This is a genomic window from Parvimonas sp. M20, from assembly GCF_035282425.1.
Taxonomy (GTDB): domain Bacteria; phylum Bacillota; class Clostridia; order Tissierellales; family Peptoniphilaceae; genus Parvimonas.
On the sequence record NZ_JAYKBQ010000001.1, the window covers coordinates 166,002 to 188,723 of the forward strand.

Sequence of the window (22,722 nt, forward strand, 5' to 3'; positions counted from 1 at the left end):
ATGCATAAAGAAATAATTAATGAATTAGAAAGAAAAATGTCAAAATCAATAGAGTCTTATGAAACAGAATTAACAACAATAAGAGCTGGTAGAGCAAATCCTACAATATTGGATCAATTTACTGTTGATTATTATGGTACAGAAACACCAATTAAACAAGTTGCATCTATTTCTGTTCCAGAAGCAAGATTATTGGTAATTCAACCTTGGGATGCTTCTTTGATAACTCCTATAGAAAAAGTTATTTTAGCATCAAATTTAGGTATAACTCCATCTAATGATGGAAAAGTTATAAGATTACCTTTCCCAGCTTTAACTGAAGATAGAAGAAAAGAATTAGTTAAGGTTGTAAAAGGATATGGAGAAAACGCCAAAATTGCTATTAGAAATTTGAGACGTGATGGACTTGATAAATTGAAAAAACTAGAAAAAGATAAGGAAATCAGCGAAGATGAATTAAGACAAGCTGAAGAAGAAGTTCAAAAAGTTACAGATAAATTTATTAAAAAAGTTGAAGATATTACAAAATTAAAAGAAAAAGAGTTAATGGAAATTTAATGAAAGATATAGATTTTACAAATATACCAAAACACATCGGTATTATTATGGATGGCAATGGAAGATGGGCAAATAATAGATTTTTGCCCAGAATTGCTGGACATAAAGAGGGAATGAATAGAGTAGTTGATATTGTTGAAGAGTGTTGTAAAATAGGGGTTAAAACTCTAACTTTGTATGCTTTTTCGACTGAAAATTGGAAAAGACCTAAAGATGAAGTTAAAGGTCTTATGAATATTTTGGTTATTTATATAAATTCTCAATTAAAAAGAATTTTAGAAAATAATATTATTTTTAGAGTTATTGGAGATTATAGTAGATTACCAAGTTCAATAGTTAAGTTACTAGACAATAGTATAGATAAGTCAAAAAACAATACAGGAATGGTTTTGAATATCGCATTAAATTATGGCGGTAGGGCAGAAATTATTTCTTCTATAAAAGACTTATTTGATGATGTTTCAAAAGGTAATTTTTCAATAGACGATTTGAATGAAGAAAGTTTTAAGAATTATTTATATACAAAAGAAAATTCTGACGTTGATTTAATGATAAGAACTGGAAATGAAAAGAGAATAAGTAATTTTTTAATTTATCAGTTAGCTTATTCTGAGTTTTATTTTACAGATACTTTGTGGCCTGAATTTTATGCTAATGATTTGTATGAGGCTATATATGATTTTCAAAATAGAAATAGAAGATTTGGGGGAATTTAATGACTAGCTTTATCAATAGAACTATAAGTGGAGTATTGATGTTAATAATATCTTTTATATGTATATGGCTTAAAGGATATGCACTTATGGGTTACACTATGACTATTACAGTTTTATGCTTAATTGAATTATTTAGGACATTTAAGTTAAATGATTTATTTATAATTTCTTTTAGTATATTGTTTTCTATAGCAATGGTGTACTCTATAGGTATTTCAAATAAAAGTTTAGTATTAACTTGTTTTTCATTGTATTTTCTTGTTGTTTCTATTTATTATTTATTTTTTAATAAAATTAATATTGAAAACTTAGGAAAATTGTTGTTCTCTTTTATATATATTTCAGTTCCTATGGGAGTTTTCTTAAGACTTGGAGAAAATAATCTTCTTTGGGCTGTATTTTTAACTTCTTGGGGAACTGATACATCTGCTTATCTGTTTGGAATAATTTTTGGAAGGCGAAAGTTATATCCTAGTATAAGTCCAAAAAAGACGGTAGAAGGTTCTTTAGGCGGGATTTTTGGGTCTCTTATACTGTTAAATGTATTTAATTTTTTTGTTTTAAAATTTGATATTGTTTTTATAATTGTTTCAGGAATAATTCTTTCTATTGTTGCTCAATTAGGAGACTTATTTGCATCGAAAATAAAAAGAGAAATAGGAATAAAAGATTTTAGTAATATTATCAAAGGACATGGTGGATTTTTAGATAGATTTGACAGTATAGTGTTTGTGACGCCTTTGGTTTATATTATTTTTTGTATATTTGGAGGTAGTATTTAATGATTATAAAAATAATAGTAGCACTTTTAGTATTTATGGTTGTAGTTGTAGTTCATGAATTTGGACATTTTATTTTTGCGAAAAGAGCAAAGATAAAAGTTAATGAGTTTTCTGTTGGAATGGGGCCAAAAATTATTGGCAAACAAAAAGGTGATACATTATATTCAATCAGAGCCTTACCATTAGGTGGTTTTTGTGCTATGGAGGGTGAAGATGAAAACGAAGAAGAACAGGATTTAGATTTTTCAGAAAGAGGACACTTTAATGGTGCAACAATAAGCGGAAGAATTTTAACTATATTTGCTGGACCTTTGTTCAACTTTATATTGGCATTTGTTATTCTTTTCTCGCTGTTTGCAATTAGAGGACATCAAACAACAACTGTAGAGAGTGTCAAAAAAAATTCTGTTGCTCTTAAATGTGGGATACAACCGGGAGATAAAATTATAGGTATTGGAGATTATGAAATAAAATCTTGGAAGGATATTCATACAAGCCTCTCAAAATTAGATAAGCAAGAAACTGGTGTTAAAGTAATAAGAGGAAATAAAGAAATAGATATTTTAGTAAAATTTGAAAATTCTGATGAAAAAGTTTTAGGTGTTACATCAAAATTAGAAAGAAGTTTGCTAATGTCAGTGAAAGAAAGTTTAAATACATTTTTTTATTTTATAAGTTCTATGTTTGATATTTTAAGACAATTATTTACTGGAAAAGTTGGAGTAGGACAGCTATCTGGACCTATAGGAGTAGTTGGAGCAATAAGTAGTGCTGCTAGTAATGGTATATACTCATTATTATACATTACTGCTTTTCTAAGTGTGAATTTAGGATTTATAAACTTGTTACCAATACCTGCTTTGGATGGTGGAAGATTAGTTTTCTTGTTTATAGAATTAATTTTAGGTAGACCGGTTTCAAGGTCTAAGGAAGGTTTAATTCATACAATAGGATTTATATTTTTAATGGGTCTTATTTTATTTGTATCATTTAAAGATGTAATAAGACTAGGAATTTTTGGAGCAAATTAATGGAAAGAAAAATAACTAAGAAAATTTATGTGGGGAACGTGCCTATTGGAGGTGGTTCTCCTATTTCTATACAATCAATGACAAATACAATAACAAAGGATGTTGATTCAACTGTAAAGCAAATTAATCAATTTGCAACAGAAGGTTGCGACATTAGTCGTTCAGCGGTTAATGATTTAGACGACGCTTTAGCTATTAATAAGATAAAATCCTTAACTTCAATACCTTTTATTGCAGATATTCAATATGATTATAGACTTGCAATAATGGCAGCTGAAAATGGAGCTGATTGTTTAAGAATTAATCCTGGAAATATTGGTGGAAAAAAGAAAGTTAAAGAAGTTGTAGAATGTTGCAAATATCATAATATTCCAATAAGAGTTGGGGTTAATTCTGGATCTGTAAATCAAAAATTTATTGATAAGTTTCATGGAGTTAATAAAGAGTCTATAGTTTATAGTGCCTTAGATCAGGTTGAGTTTTTAGAATCACTAAATTTTGACCAAATTAAAATATCAATAAAATCAAGTAATGTTCCTATTTGTGTTGAATCTTATGAACTTTTAAGTAGTTTATGTAATTATCCACTACATTTAGGAATTACAGAAGCTGGTCCAAATTTTAGAGGAACCATAAAATCTTCAGTAGGACTTGGTATTATTTTGGCAAAAGGAATTGGTGATACTATTAGAGTGTCTTTGACTGGAGATCCAGTTGAAGAAGTTAGAGTCGGAAAAGAAATTTTACGTTCATTAGGACTTTTAAAAGATGGAATTGACTTAATCTCATGTCCTACTTGTTCAAGGACAAAAATTGATTTAATTAATATTGTAGAACAGGCAGAAAAGGAATTAAAACATATTAATAAAAACTTTAAAATTGCAATAATGGGTTGTCCTGTAAATGGTCCTGGAGAAGCAAAAGAAGCAGATTTAGGAATTGCAGGTGGAAATGGAAAAGGGTTAATTTTCAAAAAAGGACAAATTATTAAAAAAGTAGATGAAAAAGACTTACTTAAAGAATTGATTAATGAAATTAATAAATTGGAGGAATAGTATGTATAGGAGTTTAAAAAGTTTTTATTTTTCACAACGAAAAAATTACAGCTTATCAGAAGATTTTATTATTGATGAGTTTGTTTTTGGTGATAAAAAAATAGATTTTAGATTACTTACAAACTCCGATGAAGTTGGAATAGAAGAATTAGTAGTTTTAGATAAAGAACTACATGAGTTATTTAATGGTAGAGAAGTGGCTATCTCAGTTCAGAGTTTTTCAAAATTAGAATGTCCATATGATTATTACTATTATATAAACTATGATGAATTTGTAAATGAAGTACAAAAATTATTGGAAAATCATGGTTTTACTCTTACAAATAATGATAGAATAAATTTTTTAGAGGATTATATAGAAATATATATATCCGACTCTATTTGTAGATTTAAACTAATTTCGAATTCATTTTTAAATGATTTAAAATCATTTATTTCAGAAAAATACAATAAAGATATTGAAATATTAATGCTAAATAGTTTATTTACAAGAGAAGAAAAAAGTTCTGAAAAATTGGAAAACAAATTAGAAAATAAAAGAAAAGAAATTCAAAAAGAAAAAGATAATAAAACTGAAAAAGTTAAAGTAATTAAAGAAAATGATGAATCAAAAGAAAAATTTAAAATTGGTAAAAAAATTTCAGATAAAGAACCAATTTTAGAAATTTCTGATTTGGATCAAAATAGTGGTTTTTGTAAAATTCAGGGAAGAGTTTATTCTTTAGATATTAGAGAGTTAAAAAGTGGCAAAAAATTAGCTTTATTTGATATTGAAGATGAAACTTCTGCAATGAGTTGTAAATTGTTTTTAGATGATAAAAAACTACAAATTTTTTCTGATAAAATAAATTCTAAATCAATCTCAAACGGAATTTATGTAACAGCAGTAGGTAGAGTTGAATATGATCAATATGCAAAGGGAATTTCTATGATGATTGATGGAATGGAAGAAGCACCACGACATATATTTGTGGATAATGCTCCTGAAAAAAGAGTTGAATTACATTTGAATTCACAGATGAGTGCTCTTGATGGATGTGTAAATTTGGAAGTATTAAAGTCAAGATTACAAGAAATTGGACATACTGCTGTCGGAGTTACTGATATCGGAGTTGTTCAAGCGTATCCACAAATGATGGATTTGTTCAGTAATGGAGATATAAAGGCCTTATATGGTTTAGAATTAAATTTGTTAGAAGATAATCCAAGAATTTTATATAATTATAAAGATGGAGTAAATTTTGATACTTTTGTAGTTTTTGATATTGAAACAACTGGTCTTTCGCATTTAAAAAACAATATTACAGAAATAGGAGCAGTTCGTGTTGAAAATGGGAAAGTTGTTGAGTATTTTAATGAGTTAGTAAATCCAGAGCAAGAAATAACTCAAGAAATAACTGAAATAACTGGTATTACCAATGAAATGGTAGTAGATAAGCCTTTGATAGCCGAAATTATGCCAAAATTTTTAGAATTTTCTAAAAATGCAGTTTTTGTTGCACACAATGCAGAATTTGATATTTCATTTATAAAAACTAATTGTAAAAGATTAAATCTTGAATTTGATCCCACTTTTATAGATACAATGGGGTTTGCTAGAGCTGTATTACCAAATTTAAAAAATCATAAACTTAATACATTATGTAAGGAATTAGGGGTAAAATTATTAAATCATCATAGGGCAAGTTTTGATGCTGAAGCCTGCTCAGGAATTCTTTTAGAACTTATAAAAATGATAGAAAAAGATGGAAAAGTATTTGATGAAAATATAAATAATATTGAAACAAAATGGCCTATCGCAAAAAATATTTCATATAATTCAATAATATATGTAAAAAAAATGGAAGCCTTAAGCGGATTTTATAAGATGGTTTCAGAAGGACTGATGAAGTATTTTAGAAGAGTCGCAGGTTTTCCAAAATCAAGATTGAAGGAATATAGAGATGGTCTTTTAATAGGTTCAGGAAATTGGGATGGAGAACTTTTCAGAGCATTCATAGAAGAAAAAAGTGAAGAAGAAATATTAGAAATTGCCAAATTCTATGATTTCTTTGAAATTCAACCAATTTCTAATTTAAAACATCTGTTTTTTAGAGGAAAAGTTTTAAGCATAGATGATTTAAAAGAAATAAATAAGAAGATTTATGAGCTCGGAAAGAAATTAGATAAATTAGTAGTTGCAACTGGAAATGTTAAATATCTTGATAAAAATGACTATATTTTTAGAAATGTAATCTTATATGGTCAAGGAAAGAAAAATCTTGAAAAAGAAGGTTCTTTTTATTATAGAACTACGAATGAAATGCTAGGTGAATTCTCATATTTGGGGGAAGATGAAGCATATGAGGTTGTAGTAAAAAATACTAATATTTTTAAAGATATGCTTGATGACATTTTGCCAATTCCTAATGGGACATTTCCACCTTTTATTGAAGGCGCTGATGAAGAATTAAGAAAAATATGTTATGATAAAGCCAAATCTATTTATGGCGAAAATTTACCTAAAATAGTTGAAGATAGACTTGAAAGAGAATTAGGATCAATCATTAAAAATGGTTATGCGGTTTTATATATAATTGCTCAAAAATTGGTTTGGCGTTCTAATGATGATGGATATTTAGTAGGTTCAAGGGGGTCAGTAGGGTCTTCTTTTGCAGCTACTATGGCTGGGATAACAGAAGTAAATCCACTAATTCCACATTATATTTGTCCTAAATGTAAACATTCAGAATTCCATGATCAATATAGTGGACAATCTGGAGTGGATATGCCAGATAAAGAATGTCCAGAATGTAAAATAAATATGATGAAGGAAGGTCATGATATTCCATTTGAAGTATTCTTAGGTTTTGATGGAGATAAAGAACCTGATATTGACTTAAATTTTGCAGGAGAGTATCAATCTACTTGCCATAAATATACTGAAGATTTATTTGGATCAGATAAAGTATATAGAGCTGGGACTATTGGTACTGTTTCTGACAAGACAGCATTTGGTTATGTAAAAAAATATGTTGAAGAAAATGAACTCTCACTTACAGCAGGCAACATTAGAAGATATGTTAGAAAGATAGTTGGAGTAAAAAGAACTAGCGGTCAACATCCGGGTGGTGTAATGATAGTACCACATAATAAAGAAATTTATGATTTTACACCTATACAATATCCTGCAGATGATCCAACTTCTGAAACAAAAACAACACATTTTAGTTATAAATCTATAAGTGGGAGAATTTTAAAACTGGATTTACTTGGTCATGATGTTCCTACTATAATAAAACATTTAGGAGATTTAACGGGAGTTGACCCTTTAAATATTCCTATGGATGACAAGGACACTTTGAATATATTTTATTCAACAGATAGTTTGAAATTTATTGATGATAAATACAAAGATGGAGTTGGAACTTTAGGAATACCTGAATACGGTACGAATTTTGTAAGACAAATGCTACTTGATACAAGACCAAAAACTCTTACCGAACTTATAAGAATATCAGGGCTTTCACATGGAACTGATGTATGGTTAGGTAATGCACAAGAACTTATTAAAAAAGGAATACCTTTAAATGAAACAATTTGTACTAGAGATGATATAATGACATTTCTAATTTTTAAAGGCCTTGAAAATAAACGTTCATTTAAAATAATGGAAACAGTAAGAAAAGGGAAAAGTCTTGATGAAGAAACTGAATCATATATGAGAAATAATGGGATACCAGAATGGTATATTGACTCTTGTAAAAAGATTAAATATCTATTCCCTAAAGCTCATGCGGTGGCTTATGTAATGATGAGTTATAGAATTGCATATTTTAAGGTTCATTATCCTGAAGCTTTTTATGCCACATATTTTACAACAAAAATAGACAATTATCCTGGTAATTTAATATTTAAAGGGCTATCTGCAATACAGTCTAAAATGAAAGAAATAAACGAATTAGGAAAATCTGCATCTCAAAAAGAGCAAGATGTATATGACATCCTTGAAGTTGCAGAAGAAATGTACCTTAGGGGAATTGTTGCAAGTAAAGTAGATTTGGAAAAATCAGATTCGTCAAGGTTTTTAATTGATGGTAAAGGTAAAATTTTACCACCATTTAGAGCTTTAGATTTTGTAAGTGATGTCAATTCAACTTCTATATATGAAGAGGTTAGAAAATTACCATTTATATCTATTGAAGATTTTCAAGAAAGAACAAAAATAAATAAAAATGCATTAGAATCCTTAAAAGAGCATGGAGTTTTAAGTAAATTACAACAAACAAATCAAGTAAGTTTATTTGACTTTATGTAAAGAATAACTGAGATTTTATTATCTCAGTTATTCTTAAATATACAATACAAAGTTAACCCAATTATTTAAACATAGGGCTTGTAAAAATTATATGTTTGTAGTATAATATTACTGTTATTTTTGAGGAGGTGAATGAGATGGCAAATATTAAATCAGCACTTAAGAGAATTGATGTTACTAAAAAACAAACTCTTAAAAATAAAAGTAGAAAATCTGAAATAAAGACTTATATTAAAAAATTTGAATTAGCAATAGAAGAAAACAATTTGGAATTAGCTAATGAGTTGTTAAGAAAGATTGATAAAAGACTTAAACAAGCTACTGCACACAGTGTTTTTCATAAAAATGCTGCTTCTAGAAAAGTAAGTAAATTAAGTAAAAAATTACATGATGCTTCAACACAAGCGTAAATATAGCGTGTATGGATCCAACACACTATATTTGCTCCGTGTGGAGCTTTTTTTTACATTTATTTATTGATATGATATAATATCAAAAAGACCTTAAAATCTATTTTTTGGAGTATAAAGTTGTATTATAAGGAGAGTTATAAATTTGAAAATTTTACATTTAATTAGTCAATACCCTTCAAAAACAGGTAGTGGAGTCTATTTGTCAGAAGTATATAAAAACTTCAAAGCTATGAATTTTACTCAAAAGGTTTTATGTGCTATGAATAAAGATGATATTGTGGAAGTTAATTTTGATGATTATGAAATTATCAAATTTAAAAGTGAAGAATTGCCATTTCCAGTAGTCGGAATGAGTGATGTAATGCCTTATGAATCCTTTTTATTTTCAAACTTAGTTGGTGAAAACTTAGAAAGATATATAAATGTTTTTATAAATAAAATAACAAATATCATTGAAAACTTTAAACCAGATATTATTTTTACAAATCATCTCTATATAATGACATCTATTGTTGCAAGTCTTGATTTAAAATGTAAAGTTTTTGCGTTTTGTCATGGAACGGATTTAAGACAACTTTATAAAAATGACATACATAAAAAGTTTATTTGTGACAATATTCCCACACTTAATGGAATTTTTTGCTTGTCAGAAAAGCAAAAAGAAGAAATTATTAATGTATTTAATTATAATAAAGATAAAGTTTATGTTATTGGTGGGGGATATGATTTAGATTTTTATTATACAGATTATAATAAAACTTATTCTAAAGATGCTAAAATAAGACTAATATATGCAGGAAAATTTAGTAGAGCTAAAGGAATTATATATTTACTTAAAGCTTTTGAAAAAATAAAGGATAAATATAATGTAGAATTGATTTTAGCTGGAAGTGGAACAGGAATAGAATATGAGGAGATTATTTCTTATTCTGGAAAGCTTTCTGATAAAATTAAATTATATGGATATATGAATATGAGGGAAATAGGGGATTTGTTTAGATCCTGTGATATTTTTGTGATGCCTTCGTTTTATGAAGGTCTTTCACTAGTAACAATTGAAGCTATGGCTTGTGGATTAAAGGTTGTTATGAACGAACTAGAAAATTTTATCAATTTTGTTGGCGAAGATATTACAAAATCTAAAAATATTGAATTTGTAAAAATGCCAGTTTTATATGATACTGATAAAGTAATGGAAACGGAGGTAAATTATTATATTTTAAGACTTAGTATGGCTTTGGAGAATCAAATAAATAATTTGTATAATAATAATTATGAACAAGATTTTCCGTCTAAAATGATTCAATTCAGTTGGAAAAATATCTGTGATAACATAAAAAATACAGTTATATAGAAAATATTTATTGATATTATATATTAATAAGAAAAAATTATTTTACTTTATTTAAAATATATGGTATCATTTTGTTGATTATATTTTTGGAGGTAAATTAATGAAAAAATTATCAAAACTATTGCTTTTATCATTAGTTACAGCAACAACTTTAGTAGGTTGTGGTTCTAAATCTGACAATAAGGCAAATGATAAACAAACTGAAAAGAAAGATGAAAAGAAATCATCAGATTTAATGAAAGGTGAAACTCTATTAGAAGAACAAAAGAAAGGTGCTACAGTTATAGATGTTAGAGTTGCAGAACAATATAATGAAGGACATATTAAAGATGCGATAAATATTCCATTGGAAACTATTGAAAAAGATATTGAGTCTAAAGTAACAAAAAAAGATGCAAAAATTATTTTATATTGCAATACTGGAAATAGAAGTGGACAAGCATTAGAAAAATTAAAAAAATTAGGTTATACTAATGTTAGCAATGCACAAGGTGTTAAACAATATAAATATGAACTTGTAAAATAATTTTTAAGGCGATGAAAATTCATCGCTTTTATTGTGAAATAACAATGTTTTAGGATTCTTATTAAAATCCAATTATTATTTGTTAGGGGTTTCATTTCTTTTTACTTCATAAATTTTACCATTAAAAATATAGAAAATAAATTTCAAATGTGATACAATATAACTTGAGGTGAAATTATGGCAAAACAAATTTCTGTTATAATTGTTGCTGCTGGTTCTTCAAGTAGAATGGGATTAAGTACTAATAAAATTTTTTTAGACTTATGTGGAATTTCTGTAATTGAAAGAACTATTAGTGCTTTTACTGATATATCTGAAATATTTGAGATTATTTTGGTTACTAAGAAAGAGTTTTTTGAGGACTTTAATAATATAATTAAAAAATATACATTAAAGATAAAATTAGTTGAAGGAGGCTCTTCAAGAGAGGAGTCTACTTTTAATGGACTTTTAAAAGTATCTGATGAGGCAAATTTTGTAATTTGTCATGATGGCGCTAGGCCACTTGTTAGTAAACAAAATATTTTAAATGTAATAAATGAATTAGATAGTTATAAAGCTGTTATTACAGGAGTTAAAACTAAAGATACAATGAAGTTTATATCTTCTGATTTTGAAGTTGTCTCAACTCCCGATAGACGTTCATTGTACAATATTCAAACGCCTCAGGCTTTTGAAAAAGAAGTTATTATAGATGGATACAAAAGATATTTTGAAGAATGTGGTTTTGTTACTGATGATTCTTCTGTTGTAGAAAAGTTGAATGTTAGAGTAAAACTTGTTGAGGGAGAATACTCAAATATAAAAATTACAACTATAGAAGATATATATTATGCAAGATTATTATTAGAAAGAGGCATTTAATATGAGAATAGGAATTGGTTTTGATGTTCATGAATTAGTAGTTGGTAGAGATTTAATAATTGGTGGAGTTAAAATAGATCATGAAAAAGGTCTTTTAGGGCATAGTGATGCAGATGTTTTAGTTCATGCTATAAATGATGCAATTATTGGAGCTTTATGTTTAGGAGATATTGGAAAGTTATTCCCTGATAATGATCCAAAATATAAAGATATTAGTTCTTTGATTATGACTAAAGAAGTTGTCAGGCTTATGAAAGAAAAAGGATATAAAATTGGAAATGTAGATAGTGTAATATCTGCACAAAGGCCTAAATTATCGGGTTATATTATTGAAATGAGAAAAAATATTGCAAATGTTTTAGAAACTGATATAGAAAATATAAGTATAAAAGCCACTACAACAGAACATTTAGGTTTTGAAGGAAGAGAAGAAGGTATTTCTTCTCAAGCGGTAGTATTACTTGAGAAAATATAAGGAGGGAAAGATGAAGAAAGTTTTATTTACATCTGAATCTGTAACTGAAGGTCATCCAGACAAAATATGCGATCAGGTTTCTGATGCAATTTTAGATGAAATTTTAAAAGTTGATCCTGTTGCGAGAGTAGCTTGTGAAACTTTAACAACAACAGGAATTGTAATGGTTGTTGGTGAAATTACAACTTCTCAATATGTTGATATACAGAGTATAGTTAGAAATGTTTTAAAAGAAATTGGATATACTAGAGCTAAGTTTGGTTTTGACGCTTCAACTTGTTCAGTTATAACAAGTATAAATGAGCAGTCAAGAGATATAGCATTGGGTGTTGATAGTGCATTAGAATATAAAAATGGTAATGAAGATAAGTATAATTCTGTTGGAGCAGGAGATCAAGGTATGATGTTTGGTTATGCTTGTACAGAAACAGATGAATTTATGCCGTTGCCAATTACTCTAGCTCATAAATTATCAAAAAGACTATCTTATGTAAGAAAAAATGATATATTAGGATATTTACGACCTGATGGTAAAAGTCAGGTTACTGTTGAGTATATAGATGGAGTTCCGTCAAGAATAGAGGCAATAGTTGTTTCTACTCAACACAGTCCTTCAGTTAAATTAGAACAAATTCAAAAAGATATAAAAGAATTTGTTATTGACGAGGTTATTCCTAGTTATTTAATTGATGAAAACACTAAAATTTATGTGAATCCTACAGGTAGATTTGAAATTGGGGGACCTATGGGAGATTCAGGGTTGACTGGAAGAAAACTAATAGTTGACACTTATGGTGGTTTTGGAAGACATGGTGGGGGAGCTTTCTCTGGTAAAGACCCAACTAAAGTAGATAGATCTGGAGCATATATGGCAAGATACATTGCAAAAAATATTGTTGCTAGTGGAATTTGTGAAAAACTAGAAATAGGAATTTCTTATGCTATTGGTGTAGCAAAGCCCCTTTCTATTTATGTAGATACTTTTGGTACAGGAAAAATTTCAGATGATAAAATTATTGAAATAATTAATAAAGTATTTGATTTAAGACCTGCTGCGATTATTGATATTCTAGATTTAAGAAGACCAATTTATCGTCAAATTGCCGCTTATGGTCATTTTGGAAGAGATGATTTAGATTTGCCTTGGGAAAAATTGAACAGAGTTGAAGATATTAAAAAATTAATATAAATTAAGTAAATATATAGGAGATGTTATTATGGGAAGATGTTATGATTTTAATGAATATGTAGACAGAAAAAATTCACATGCTGAAAAATGGAATAATATGATTTCTGCAGGTGCACCAAAGAATGATCATTCAATTTTATCTATGTCTATAGCCGATATGGAATTTAAATGTTGTGATGAAATTTTAGAAGCTTTAAAAGAACCAATATCAAACGGAGTAATAGGATATGACTGTCCTTGTGAAAAGTTTTTTTCATCATTTATCAAATGGCAAAAAGAAAAAAATAATTGGGATATAAAGAAGGAATGGATTGTTCCAGTTCCAGGAGTAGTACCTGGAATAGCAAATACTATCTTGCACAATACAAAAGTGGGAGATGCTGTTATTATAAATACACCGGTTTATCCACCTTTCTTTAATGCCATAACTCTAAATGATAGGGTCGTTGTTGAAAATCCATTGATTGAATTAGAAGATAAGTATGTTATTGATTTTGACGATTTTGAAAAGAAAATTATTGATAATAATGTAAAATTAAGTGTATTATGTAATCCACATAATCCAGTCGGAAGAGTTTGGACAAAAGAAGAATTAGAAAAATATGGAAAAATTTGTAGAAAACACAATGTACTAATGATTTCAGATGAGATTCATGGAGATTTAATTCTTAAGGATTACAAACATTTACCAATTGCATCTCTTAATGACGACTTTTTATATAATACAGTTACTTTAACTGCACCTAGTAAAACTTTTAATATTGCAGGTCTTGCTCAATCTGTTGCTATAATTCCTAATGAAGAATTAAGAAATAGATTTATAAATGGACTTGTGGGATATGGAATTTTCCATATGGCAAGTTTTGCAGCAGTTGGTTTTGTGGCAGCTTATACTTATGGTAAGGAATGGTTTGAAGAATGTATAAGTTATATTGAAGATAATATTGATTTTGCCATAGATTTTATAAATAGAGAAATACCAAAGGTAAAAGTAAAAAGACCAGAAGCAAGTTTCTTATTATGGTTAGATCTTAGAGCTTTTGATATTGACCATGATGAGTTACATCAAAAGTTAATTAATGATGGAAAACTATTACTTAATTCAGGAATAACTTATGGAGAAAATGCAAGGCTTTTCTTTAGAATGAATATAGCTTGTAACAGAGAAATGCTAACAGATGGGTTAAACAGATTGAAAAAAGTTATAGATAGCTTATAAATTTTAAGACTGCTTGATGCAGTCTTTTTTAGATTGTAAATATTTATAATCTATGGTAAAATATTTCTGTGATTGGAGGTGTTTTTTTGAAACTTGAAATTTTTCAATTTTTAGAAAAATCAATAGAACATATGGATAAGAATATGGATTTTATTTCTAATTCATCTGAGTCATTAAAAAAATTCTTTAACGATATTTTTTTGAATTGTGATTTTTTTATAAACACAACTGCAAGAATAAAAAGTGAGGATAGTATCAGGGAAAAATTATTGAGAAATAATTATTATTATAGATATCCTAATCATAAAGCTGCAATAGAAAATCTTCCAGATTTAATAGGTATTAGAGTTGAATGTAGATTTATTGATGATGAAAAGAAAATTTTTGATGAAATTTCCAAAAATTTTACTATTGAATTGGAAGATGGTTTTTATAGGAGTGAATTAAATGCTAATATAGAATTAAAACTTAGTGAAAAACAACCTACAGTTCAAAAAAATGGTTTTGAAATATATAAAATTGATGGTAGATATGTTGTAGAAGGTGATTATTTTGTAAACTTTGAGTTGCAAATTAAATCTTTAGTAAATATATTTTGGGGTGAAATTGATCATAGTGTATTGTATAAAAATTTTAATTATATGATAACAGAAGATTTTATTCGTTCTATAATGTTTTCAATTAAAGCCAATTTATCTATGATAGACAATCAACTCCAAAGTGTTTATAATCATTTAAAAAATGTAGAAAATAAAAATAATTACGATTCTTCAAAGATTCATTTAAAAACTATTGTTTCAAAAATGGTTCATGATTTGTATTCTGTTAAAATTAAGGAAAGTACAGGATTTGTTGTTGATTTTAAAGATTGTGCCAATATTATTGTTGATTATATTTTTTCAAAAAATAAATTTCATAATTCTATGCGATATGAAGACTATTTTGTTAGATTTTTAAATAGACTTAGTGGAGCAAACAATAGGACTATTGTTATTGGAGAAACTTTTGAAATTTGTGATACAATTGAGTTTAAAAATGATTTGTGCAAGAGATTTGGAACAGGCCTTTTGGAACTGGTAAATAAGGATTTTAAATGGAATTTGATTTTTTCTGTTATTCAAGATATTGAAGAAAATGAGTTCTGTGAAGAATTTGTTTTGTTTTCAGAATTTATTGTATTTGCGGTTGTTAAGAGAGTAAAACGTGCCGTTGATGATCTAAATATTTCGAATGAAGACAAGTCCAAATTAAAGTGGGATATTTCTTATGTAGTCATGGAATTTATTTGTAGTTCATATGCACCTAATTTAATTACTTTTAAAAGTATGAAAGAAATTGAGAATAAAATTAGAAATTTCTTAAAAAATGTGGAACAACCTGAAGAAATATTAGCTTTGAATTATGAAGATTTATATAGTTCATTGGAAAATAATTTTGTAAAAAAAGAAATGGATGAGTTTGAATAATGATAGGAATAGATATTTGTAATATTTCAAGATTTTCAAATATGAAAAATTTGGATAAGTTTTTAAAAAGATATTTTACAAACGAAGAAATTGACTATATTTTAAATACAGGAAAGAGAGATGAAACTATAGCTGGGATTTTTTCATTAAAGGAAGCTTTTGTTAAAGCGATTGGTACAGGTTTTGGAAATATTTCACCTATTGATGTAGAGATTATACATAATTTTTCTGGGAAACCTGATTTAATAATTCATAATGAAATATTAAAAAAAATTGAAGAAATCTCTTGCTCTGTTTCTCATGATTCCGATTATGCTATTGCAGTAGTAGATGTCAAATTTTTTAATATATCAATAGATACTAAAAAAGTTTTTGAACATAAAAATCTTATGTTAGACAGAAAAGATGATGGACATAAGGGTGATTTTGGTAAAGTTGGAATAATTGGTGGAAGTATTGGAATGTGTGGAAGTGTTGATTTATGTGCTAAAGCTTCACTTAGAACAGGAAGTGGACTAGTGTATAATATTTGTCCTAACTCTATTTCTGATATATTACAAATAAAAGCTGTTGAAAATATTGTTTTACCTATTACTGATGATAATAAAGGTTATTTTATTCTTAGGTATGCAGATGAAATAATTGAAAAAATAAAAAATTTAGATGCAATAGCTATCGGATGTGGCTTAGGAAGAAATGAAGAAAATTTAAAAATTTTGGAAAAAATAATTAAACATTTTCAAGGACCAATTGTGATAGATGCTGATGCTATATTTTTCATTAATAATATTAAACCAGAGATTTTAAATAGGAATAATATAGTAATAACACCTCATGAAGTTGAATTTTCGAGGTTTTCATCATATGATTTAAATGAAATTAAAAAAAGTAGATTAGAAGCAGTGAATAAATTCTTTGAAAATAATTTAAAATATACTCTTGTCTTAAAAGGAAAAAATACTATAGTTAAGTCTGACAAAGAAATATATATAAATAATACTGGAAATTCAGGTATGGCAACAGCAGGAAGTGGAGATTGCCTAACGGGAATTATTTTATCTTTGCTTGGTCAAGGGCTTAATGCTTTTAATTCCGCAAAGCTTGGAGTCTTTGTTCACGGGTTGGCAGGAGATTTTGCTAAGGAAGAATTAGGGGAAGATTCTTTAATAGCATCAGATATAATTAAATTTTTACCAAAGGCAATAAAATATATTAGGGAGTGATATTATGTATGAGAATCAATCATTGATTTTTGTAGATTTAGATAAATTAAAAAATAACTTTTTAAAAATAAAAGAAAAATCCAATGGGGCAAAAGTTGGAATAGTTTTAAAAGCAAATGCTTATGGGCTTGGAGCCTGTACTGTTGCTGAATTTTTACAAAAGTATGGGGCAGATTATTTTTGTGTGGCAAACTTTTCTGAAGCAATGGAGCTTAGAAAAAAGAAAATAAAATTGCCTATTTTAATTTTAGGTTATGTTCCTAATGCATTATTTGAGAAGTTAATAAAAAATAATGTAGATTTAACAGTATATAATATAGAAATGATAAGAGAGTTAAATGAAATTTCAGAGAAATGTAGAAAAAAATGTAAAATACATATCAAAATAGATACTGGAATGAATAGACTTGGATTTTTAATAGATGATAAATTAAAAGATTATTTAAAAGAAATTTATTCTATGAAGCATATCATTGTAAAAGGAATGTTTTCACATTTATGTGTTTCTGATATTGATGATTTTTCATTTACGAAATTACAAGTCGAAAGATTTGAAAAAGTTAAGCAAATTTTAGAAGAAGAAAATCTAAAAATACCAATGTTACATATTGCTAATGATGGTGGAGCATTGCTTCATGATTACTACTATGATATGGTTAGAGTTGGAATTGGAATATATGGACATTATCCTTCAGAATATGTAAAAGATAATTCTAAAATAAAAATGGATACTGTTGTGAGTTTTGCAAGTACTGTAAGTAATATAAAATACATTCATAAAGGCGATACTGTTGGATATGGAAGAACTTTCTGTGCAGATAAAACTATAAAAGTTGCTACTATTTCAGTAGGATATGCAGATGGATATCCTTATGAATTAAGTAATAAAGGTTATGTAATGATAAACAATAAGAAAGCTAAAATTTTAGGAAAAGTTTGTATGGATCAAACTATGATTGATGTTTCTGATATTGATGATGTAAAAATAGGAGATACAGCCTTGCTTTATGGAGAATACAAAGATATGAAACTTGATATTTTTGAAATTGCAAAACTTGCAAATACAAATGTTTATGACTTAATTTGTAGAATAAATATGAGAATTCCTAGAGTTTATCTTGAAGAAAATAAAGTAGTAAGAGTAGTAGATTACCTATCAACTGAAAAAAATTACTATGAATTATAAAAGCTCAGTGCTAAAATCCACTGAGCTTTTAAATTTAGTTTAATAATTAAATAATTTTTACAGTAAGTATTTACATAAAATCAAGTGGTGTTTTTTCACATGATATAGATAATACTATTCCCATTGCGATTAAATTTACTAACTGAAAAGTTCCTCCATAACTTAGGAATGGAAGAGGAATACCTGTTATTGGCATAAGTCCTATTGTCATTCCGATATTTTCAAAAATATGTGCTAAAAACATTGCGCAAATTCCTATAATTAACATTTGATTAAACTTATTTGCTGTTTTTTTAGAAAGTTTAACAAATCTGTATAACATAATTGTATATAACCCGATTAAAATTGTACCTCCAACAAATCCCATTTCTTCAACAAAAACTGGAAATATATAATCTGTTTGTTTTTCAGGGATAAAGTTAAATTGATTTTGAGGTCCTTTAAATAATCCTCGTCCAATAAACTTTCCTGACCCAGCAGCAATCTTACCTTGAACTGCTTGATATCCTGTATTTGTAATATCTCGTTCTGGATTTAAAAAATTTAAGATTCTATTTTTTTGATATGCAGATAAGTTAATATAAAAGGCAGGCAAACTAGCTATAGCTGCTATTAATGTATAAACTACAAGTCTTAGACTAATTCCTGCCACAAAAAGCATTGAACCAATAACTAGAATAAAAACAAATGCAGTACCAAAATCCGGTTGCATCAAAACTAATCCAACTGGAATAAAAGCAAATATTAAAACTTTTAATAATGTTTTAGGTTGCTTTAATTTAGAGCTGTTCTTTTCTATAACTGTAGCTAAACAAATAATCATTCCAAGTTTTACAAATTCTGATGGTTGAAAAGAAATAGGACCAAATCTAATCCAACTTCTTGCACCTACAGAATCTCCTGTACCAATTATAAGTACTAATATCAAAAGGATAATTGAAATTATATAAATTGGTAAATATAATCTTTTTAAAAATTTAATATTTACAGCAATTAATACAAACATTAAGATAAAACCCAATACTGTAGCTACTATTTGTGATAGCATAAAATTTCTTTTTAAACTTATTGTCGCACTATATAAGTTTACCAATCCTATTAGGATTATTAAAATCAATGATATTAGTATAAATAAGTCTATTTTATATAAATTTTTATTTTTAAAAAACATATTAATCACCTCATAATGTATATATTATATTAAAAATTTGTTAAATATGCAAATAAAAAAACAGAAAATTGTTAATAATTATTTTTGATTGGGTATATATACTACATTAAAAATTAGGAGATAAGTATGGACTTTGAATATATTAAGGTTATAAAAAGTGATTTGGATGATATTGATGAAGCTGTTTCCTTTATTTTGGATAAATTGTCAAGTGTTATCAGGGATGAAGAGTTAATGTTCAATATTAGAATTGTTATAAATGAAATTGTTATCAATAGTTATGAACATGGTAATAAATGTAACAAAGAAAAAGGAATAAATTTAAAAGTCTGTGTTAATATGGATTGTATACATATAAATGTCAAAGATGAGGGCGATGGAATAAATTATATATTTAATGAGAATAGAGATATTAATATGACTACTTCAGGTAGAGGTCTTAGAATTGTTAAACATTTGGTTGATGAACTTGAAATAAATAACAATGAAATTAGTGCAAAAATAAAATGTGAGGGAACTGATATTTAGAAATCAATTTTATCAATTGATTTCTTTTTTATATTGAATTTTTTGTAGAAAGTGATATAATATTATCATACACAGCAGTGTAAATTATTAATGGAGGGTTTAATTATGAGAATGTTACCACAAACAGTTATGAAAAATTTAGTTGAAAAAAATAGTATAATTATTATTTTGGCTGTAGTATTGGTGTTTGGATTCTTTTATTTTGTTCCTGTAGGACTTTGGATTACTGCTCTGTTCAGTGGAGTAAAAGTTAAAATTTCACATCTAATAGGGATGAAACTTAGAAGAGTTAGAGCTTCAAAAATCATTTATCCATTGATTAAAGCTACAAAAGCAAATGTTAAAATTAATATTTCTGAATTAGAAGCACATTATTTAGCAGGAGGTAATGTAAATAATGTAGTTGATGCTTTAATAGCAGCTCAAAAGGCCAATATTGAATTAACTTTTGAAATGGCAACAGCGATTGACCTTGCTGGACGTGATGTATTGGAAGCTGTTCAAGTTAGTGTAAATCCTAAAGTTATCAATACTCCAAAAATTGCAGCAGTTGCAATGAATGGTATTGAAGTAATAGTTATTGCAAAAGTTACAGTAAGAGCAGATATTTCAAGACTTATCGGAGGTGCTGGCGAAGAAACTATCATAGCCAGAGTAGGAGAAGGTATTGTTACTACTGTAGGTAGTGCTGAAAGACATAGTTTAGTACTTGAAAATCCTGATGCTATTTCAGAAACAGTATTGAAAAAAGGTTTAGATTTAGGAACTGCTTTCGAAATTTTATCAATAGATATTGCAGATGTTGATATTGGTAGAAATATAGGTGCTCAATTACAAGCAGATCAAGCGGAAGCTGATAAGAAGATAGCTCAAGCTAAGGCGGAAGAAAGACGTGCAATGGCTGTAGCTGTTGAACAAGAAAATAAGGCTAAGATTGAAGAAATGAAAGCTAAAGTTGTTGAATCTGAAAGTAAAATTCCTCTTGCTATTGCAAAAGCATTTGAAGATGGAAATATTTCAATATTTGAATATGAAAAGCTTAAAAATTTAAAATCTGATACTAAAATGAGAGAATCACTTTCAGAATAGAGGTGAGTTTCTATGAAAAAAGAGAAGGGATTTCTATCTTTTATTGAAGATTTAAAATCAGAAATTGATGATGTAAAATCTCAAATTAATGAAATGGGAAGTGATTTTAAGGGTGGGAATACCTTTAAAACTTCAAGCAAGCCGAAAAATAAAAATAGTAGCAAAAATAATAAAAAGCAAAGTTATAGGATTAATAATTTTGAAGATTATGAGAGCCCTGAAGGTGCTAGTGTTATGACTTCTAGTATAGAAGGTAATACTATTGAAAAAGATTCTTATGAAGGTAAAACGGCTATGACGACCTCTATTGAAGGCAAAAGTATTATGAATACTTCAATGGAAGGTCAAGGTCAAATGTACAATTCCCGTAAAACAGAAAGAGTCGCTTTGAGAAATGATATTCAACATTTTGATGAATTAATAGAAAGAAAAACTAAAAAATTTGTCATTAAAGGTAAAGAAAGTCTATCAAAAGCTATTCTTTATTCTGAAATTATTGGAAAACCGAAATCGTTAAAATAATTAAAAGTAGATAATGTAGACTACTCATATTGATGACTAAGGGATCAATGAAGAATCATTGATCCCTTTTTAGTGTAGAAAAAAGAGAAAAGTGTTATAATACTATAGTCAAATAATTTCGAATTAAAATAAAATATATAAAAAAGCACAAACAAAATTTATGCTTTGTCTGTGCTCTGAGGAGACGATGTAGTCTCCTTTTTTAATCAATTTTTTCTAATGTTATATAATCTACTCCAGATATTATCAATTTCATTCCAGTTTCTAACTTTATTTCATGCGATTCTTGTAAATTTACAATTTTTATTTCGTTTTTAATTGAAACAGTTTTTATAATAGTATCTTTCGTAGTATTTGATATTTTATAATTTCCTGCTTTAATATCACTATCAACATCAAAGATTCCGCTAGGAAAATTTTGAAAAGTATCATATTTAATATTATCTTTAAAGATAATCCCAATAACATTTCCATTAAACTCTATACTTGAATTATCTATAATTTTAATTCGAATATATCTTGGTTTTTCATTCTCTTTTAAAGTTTCCTCACAAACTATTTTGTTATCTACAGAGTATTTAAAATTACCTTTGCCAGTTAATTTTATTAAATAGTTTTTATAAGAAAACTCTTTTTTATTAAGATCTATTTTAGTATTTTGTTTTAATAGTTTTTCTTCAACTTTTACATCATTAGAAGATTCATTTTTAAAATTTATATACTTTTTACCGTAAAAATTTTCTATTTCTTCAAGTTTTTCTAGTATTTTTCTCTCAAAAGCAATATCTTTTGAAGAATCATTTTTAAATTTATTATATTTTTCTAAAATCTTATTAAAAATCTTTTTATCATCATCCGAAAATTCTCCATAGGGTTTTTCTAATACACTTATTTCTTCTGTGGTTAGAGAAAATTGTGAAGAAGAATTTTTTATTTCATTGTTGATCTTATCTACATTTTTGGTACCTGTTTTACTGCAAGATGTTAGTATAAACATTGATAATAAAATCAAAACAAATTTCTTTTTTATATAAAACATTTTTGTCTCCTTAATTAGT

The 22,722-nt window shown here is 27.2% G+C and carries 21 protein-coding genes; 19 read left to right on the forward strand and 2 right to left on the reverse strand.

Going from position 1 to position 22,722, the window contains the following annotated elements:
• The 16 genes from frr (at position 1) to alr (ending at position 18,354) form a co-directional block, all read left to right on the forward strand.
• Positions 1 to 558 carry a ribosome recycling factor gene (gene frr / locus VJI93_RS00695; protein ID WP_323998563.1) on the forward strand — a complete coding sequence of 186 codons (558 nt, stop codon included), beginning with the start codon at positions 1 to 3 and terminating at the stop codon, positions 556 to 558.
• Entirely contained in the window at positions 558 to 1,274 is a 717-nt protein-coding gene (locus tag VJI93_RS00700; RefSeq protein WP_323998564.1) for an isoprenyl transferase, read from the forward strand. The genes frr and VJI93_RS00700 overlap by 1 nt, the downstream gene beginning before the upstream one ends.
• A complete protein-coding gene (locus VJI93_RS00705; protein ID WP_323998565.1) occupies positions 1,274 to 2,056 on the forward strand; it encodes a phosphatidate cytidylyltransferase in 783 nt (260 codons plus the stop codon). The genes VJI93_RS00700 and VJI93_RS00705 overlap by 1 nt, the downstream gene beginning before the upstream one ends.
• Positions 2,056 to 3,087 carry an RIP metalloprotease RseP gene (gene rseP / locus VJI93_RS00710; protein WP_323998566.1) on the forward strand — a complete coding sequence of 344 codons (1,032 nt, stop codon included), beginning with the start codon at positions 2,056 to 2,058 and terminating at the stop codon, positions 3,085 to 3,087. Before VJI93_RS00705 ends, rseP begins: the two co-directional genes overlap by 1 nt.
• Positions 3,087 to 4,142, forward strand: coding sequence for a flavodoxin-dependent (E)-4-hydroxy-3-methylbut-2-enyl-diphosphate synthase (gene ispG, locus VJI93_RS00715; protein ID WP_323998567.1), 1,056 nt, complete (start codon positions 3,087 to 3,089; stop codon positions 4,140 to 4,142). The genes rseP and ispG overlap by 1 nt, the downstream gene beginning before the upstream one ends.
• A 1-nt stretch (position 4,143) precedes the next feature.
• The gene (locus VJI93_RS00720; protein WP_323998568.1) at positions 4,144 to 8,439 is read left to right on the forward strand and encodes a PolC-type DNA polymerase III; all 4,296 of its coding nucleotides are present in this window, start codon (positions 4,144 to 4,146) and stop codon (positions 8,437 to 8,439) included.
• Positions 8,440 to 8,576: 137 nt separating this feature from the next.
• On the forward strand, positions 8,577 to 8,849 hold the full coding sequence (gene rpsT, locus VJI93_RS00725) for a 30S ribosomal protein S20 (protein WP_323998569.1): 273 nt from the start codon (positions 8,577 to 8,579) through the stop codon (positions 8,847 to 8,849).
• Positions 8,850 to 8,994: 145 nt separating this feature from the next.
• Positions 8,995 to 10,206: a glycosyltransferase family 4 protein gene (locus VJI93_RS00730; protein WP_323998570.1), complete on the forward strand. Its 1,212-nt coding sequence runs from the start codon at positions 8,995 to 8,997 to the stop codon at positions 10,204 to 10,206.
• Between the two features lie 100 nt (positions 10,207 to 10,306).
• Entirely contained in the window at positions 10,307 to 10,732 is a 426-nt protein-coding gene (locus VJI93_RS00735) for a rhodanese-like domain-containing protein (protein WP_323998571.1), read from the forward strand.
• 177 nt (positions 10,733 to 10,909) lie between these two features.
• Positions 10,910 to 11,596, forward strand: coding sequence for a 2-C-methyl-D-erythritol 4-phosphate cytidylyltransferase (gene ispD, locus VJI93_RS00740; protein WP_323998572.1), 687 nt, complete (start codon positions 10,910 to 10,912; stop codon positions 11,594 to 11,596).
• Position 11,597: 1 nt separating this feature from the next.
• Positions 11,598 to 12,071, forward strand: a complete 474-nt coding sequence (gene ispF / locus VJI93_RS00745) for a 2-C-methyl-D-erythritol 2,4-cyclodiphosphate synthase (RefSeq protein WP_323998574.1) — start codon at positions 11,598 to 11,600, stop codon at positions 12,069 to 12,071.
• 10 nt (positions 12,072 to 12,081) lie between these two features.
• Complete coding sequence (gene metK, locus VJI93_RS00750; RefSeq protein ID WP_323998576.1) at positions 12,082 to 13,260, forward strand: methionine adenosyltransferase; 1,179 nt, start codon at positions 12,082 to 12,084, stop codon at positions 13,258 to 13,260.
• A gap of 28 nt (positions 13,261 to 13,288) precedes the next feature.
• Positions 13,289 to 14,479: a MalY/PatB family protein gene (locus VJI93_RS00755; protein ID WP_323998577.1), complete on the forward strand. Its 1,191-nt coding sequence runs from the start codon at positions 13,289 to 13,291 to the stop codon at positions 14,477 to 14,479.
• Between the two features lie 86 nt (positions 14,480 to 14,565).
• A complete protein-coding gene (locus VJI93_RS00760; protein ID WP_323998578.1) occupies positions 14,566 to 15,945 on the forward strand; it encodes a GTP pyrophosphokinase in 1,380 nt (459 codons plus the stop codon).
• The gene (locus VJI93_RS00765) at positions 15,945 to 17,168 is read left to right on the forward strand and encodes an NAD(P)H-hydrate dehydratase (RefSeq protein WP_323998580.1); all 1,224 of its coding nucleotides are present in this window, start codon (positions 15,945 to 15,947) and stop codon (positions 17,166 to 17,168) included. The genes VJI93_RS00760 and VJI93_RS00765 overlap by 1 nt, the downstream gene beginning before the upstream one ends.
• A gap of 4 nt (positions 17,169 to 17,172) precedes the next feature.
• Positions 17,173 to 18,354, forward strand: a complete 1,182-nt coding sequence (gene alr, locus VJI93_RS00770) for an alanine racemase (protein WP_323998581.1) — start codon at positions 17,173 to 17,175, stop codon at positions 18,352 to 18,354.
• 70 nt (positions 18,355 to 18,424) lie between these two features.
• Here alr and rodA read toward each other — a convergent pair whose 3' ends face one another.
• Entirely contained in the window at positions 18,425 to 19,525 is a 1,101-nt protein-coding gene (rodA, locus tag VJI93_RS00775) for a rod shape-determining protein RodA (protein ID WP_323998582.1), read from the reverse strand.
• 126 nt (positions 19,526 to 19,651) lie between these two features.
• On the opposite strand from rodA, the gene VJI93_RS00780 reads away from it, so the two are divergent.
• The 3 genes from VJI93_RS00780 (at position 19,652) to VJI93_RS00790 (ending at position 21,664) form a co-directional block, all read left to right on the forward strand.
• Complete coding sequence (locus VJI93_RS00780) at positions 19,652 to 20,053, forward strand: ATP-binding protein (RefSeq protein ID WP_323998584.1); 402 nt, start codon at positions 19,652 to 19,654, stop codon at positions 20,051 to 20,053.
• 105 nt (positions 20,054 to 20,158) lie between these two features.
• Positions 20,159 to 21,142, forward strand: a complete 984-nt coding sequence (gene floA, locus VJI93_RS00785) for a flotillin-like protein FloA (protein WP_323998586.1) — start codon at positions 20,159 to 20,161, stop codon at positions 21,140 to 21,142.
• Between the two features lie 12 nt (positions 21,143 to 21,154).
• Positions 21,155 to 21,664 carry a hypothetical protein gene (locus VJI93_RS00790; RefSeq protein WP_323998587.1) on the forward strand — a complete coding sequence of 170 codons (510 nt, stop codon included), beginning with the start codon at positions 21,155 to 21,157 and terminating at the stop codon, positions 21,662 to 21,664.
• 202 nt (positions 21,665 to 21,866) lie between these two features.
• Here VJI93_RS00790 and VJI93_RS00795 read toward each other — a convergent pair whose 3' ends face one another.
• On the reverse strand, positions 21,867 to 22,703 hold the full coding sequence (locus VJI93_RS00795) for a hypothetical protein (RefSeq protein WP_323998588.1): 837 nt from the start codon (positions 22,701 to 22,703) through the stop codon (positions 21,867 to 21,869).
• Positions 22,704 to 22,722 lie beyond the last annotated feature (19 nt).

Coding starts and splice junctions, on each gene's coding strand:
- frr (WP_323998563.1), top strand. CDS start 1: ATGCATAAAGAAATAATTAATGAATTAGAAAGAAAAATGTCAAAATCA.
- VJI93_RS00700 (WP_323998564.1), top strand. CDS start 558: ATGAAAGATATAGATTTTACAAATATACCAAAACACATCGGTATTATT.
- VJI93_RS00705 (WP_323998565.1), top strand. CDS start 1,274: ATGACTAGCTTTATCAATAGAACTATAAGTGGAGTATTGATGTTAATA.
- rseP (WP_323998566.1), top strand. CDS start 2,056: ATGATTATAAAAATAATAGTAGCACTTTTAGTATTTATGGTTGTAGTT.
- ispG (WP_323998567.1), top strand. CDS start 3,087: ATGGAAAGAAAAATAACTAAGAAAATTTATGTGGGGAACGTGCCTATT.
- VJI93_RS00720 (WP_323998568.1), top strand. CDS start 4,144: ATGTATAGGAGTTTAAAAAGTTTTTATTTTTCACAACGAAAAAATTAC.
- rpsT (WP_323998569.1), top strand. CDS start 8,577: ATGGCAAATATTAAATCAGCACTTAAGAGAATTGATGTTACTAAAAAA.
- VJI93_RS00735 (WP_323998571.1), top strand. CDS start 10,307: ATGAAAAAATTATCAAAACTATTGCTTTTATCATTAGTTACAGCAACA.
- ispD (WP_323998572.1), top strand. CDS start 10,910: ATGGCAAAACAAATTTCTGTTATAATTGTTGCTGCTGGTTCTTCAAGT.
- ispF (WP_323998574.1), top strand. CDS start 11,598: ATGAGAATAGGAATTGGTTTTGATGTTCATGAATTAGTAGTTGGTAGA.
- metK (WP_323998576.1), top strand. CDS start 12,082: ATGAAGAAAGTTTTATTTACATCTGAATCTGTAACTGAAGGTCATCCA.
- VJI93_RS00755 (WP_323998577.1), top strand. CDS start 13,289: ATGGGAAGATGTTATGATTTTAATGAATATGTAGACAGAAAAAATTCA.
- VJI93_RS00765 (WP_323998580.1), top strand. CDS start 15,945: ATGATAGGAATAGATATTTGTAATATTTCAAGATTTTCAAATATGAAA.
- alr (WP_323998581.1), top strand. CDS start 17,173: ATGTATGAGAATCAATCATTGATTTTTGTAGATTTAGATAAATTAAAA.
- rodA (WP_323998582.1), bottom strand. CDS start 19,525: ATGTTTTTTAAAAATAAAAATTTATATAAAATAGACTTATTTATACTA.
- VJI93_RS00780 (WP_323998584.1), top strand. CDS start 19,652: ATGGACTTTGAATATATTAAGGTTATAAAAAGTGATTTGGATGATATT.
- floA (WP_323998586.1), top strand. CDS start 20,159: ATGAGAATGTTACCACAAACAGTTATGAAAAATTTAGTTGAAAAAAAT.
- VJI93_RS00790 (WP_323998587.1), top strand. CDS start 21,155: ATGAAAAAAGAGAAGGGATTTCTATCTTTTATTGAAGATTTAAAATCA.
- VJI93_RS00795 (WP_323998588.1), bottom strand. CDS start 22,703: ATGTTTTATATAAAAAAGAAATTTGTTTTGATTTTATTATCAATGTTT.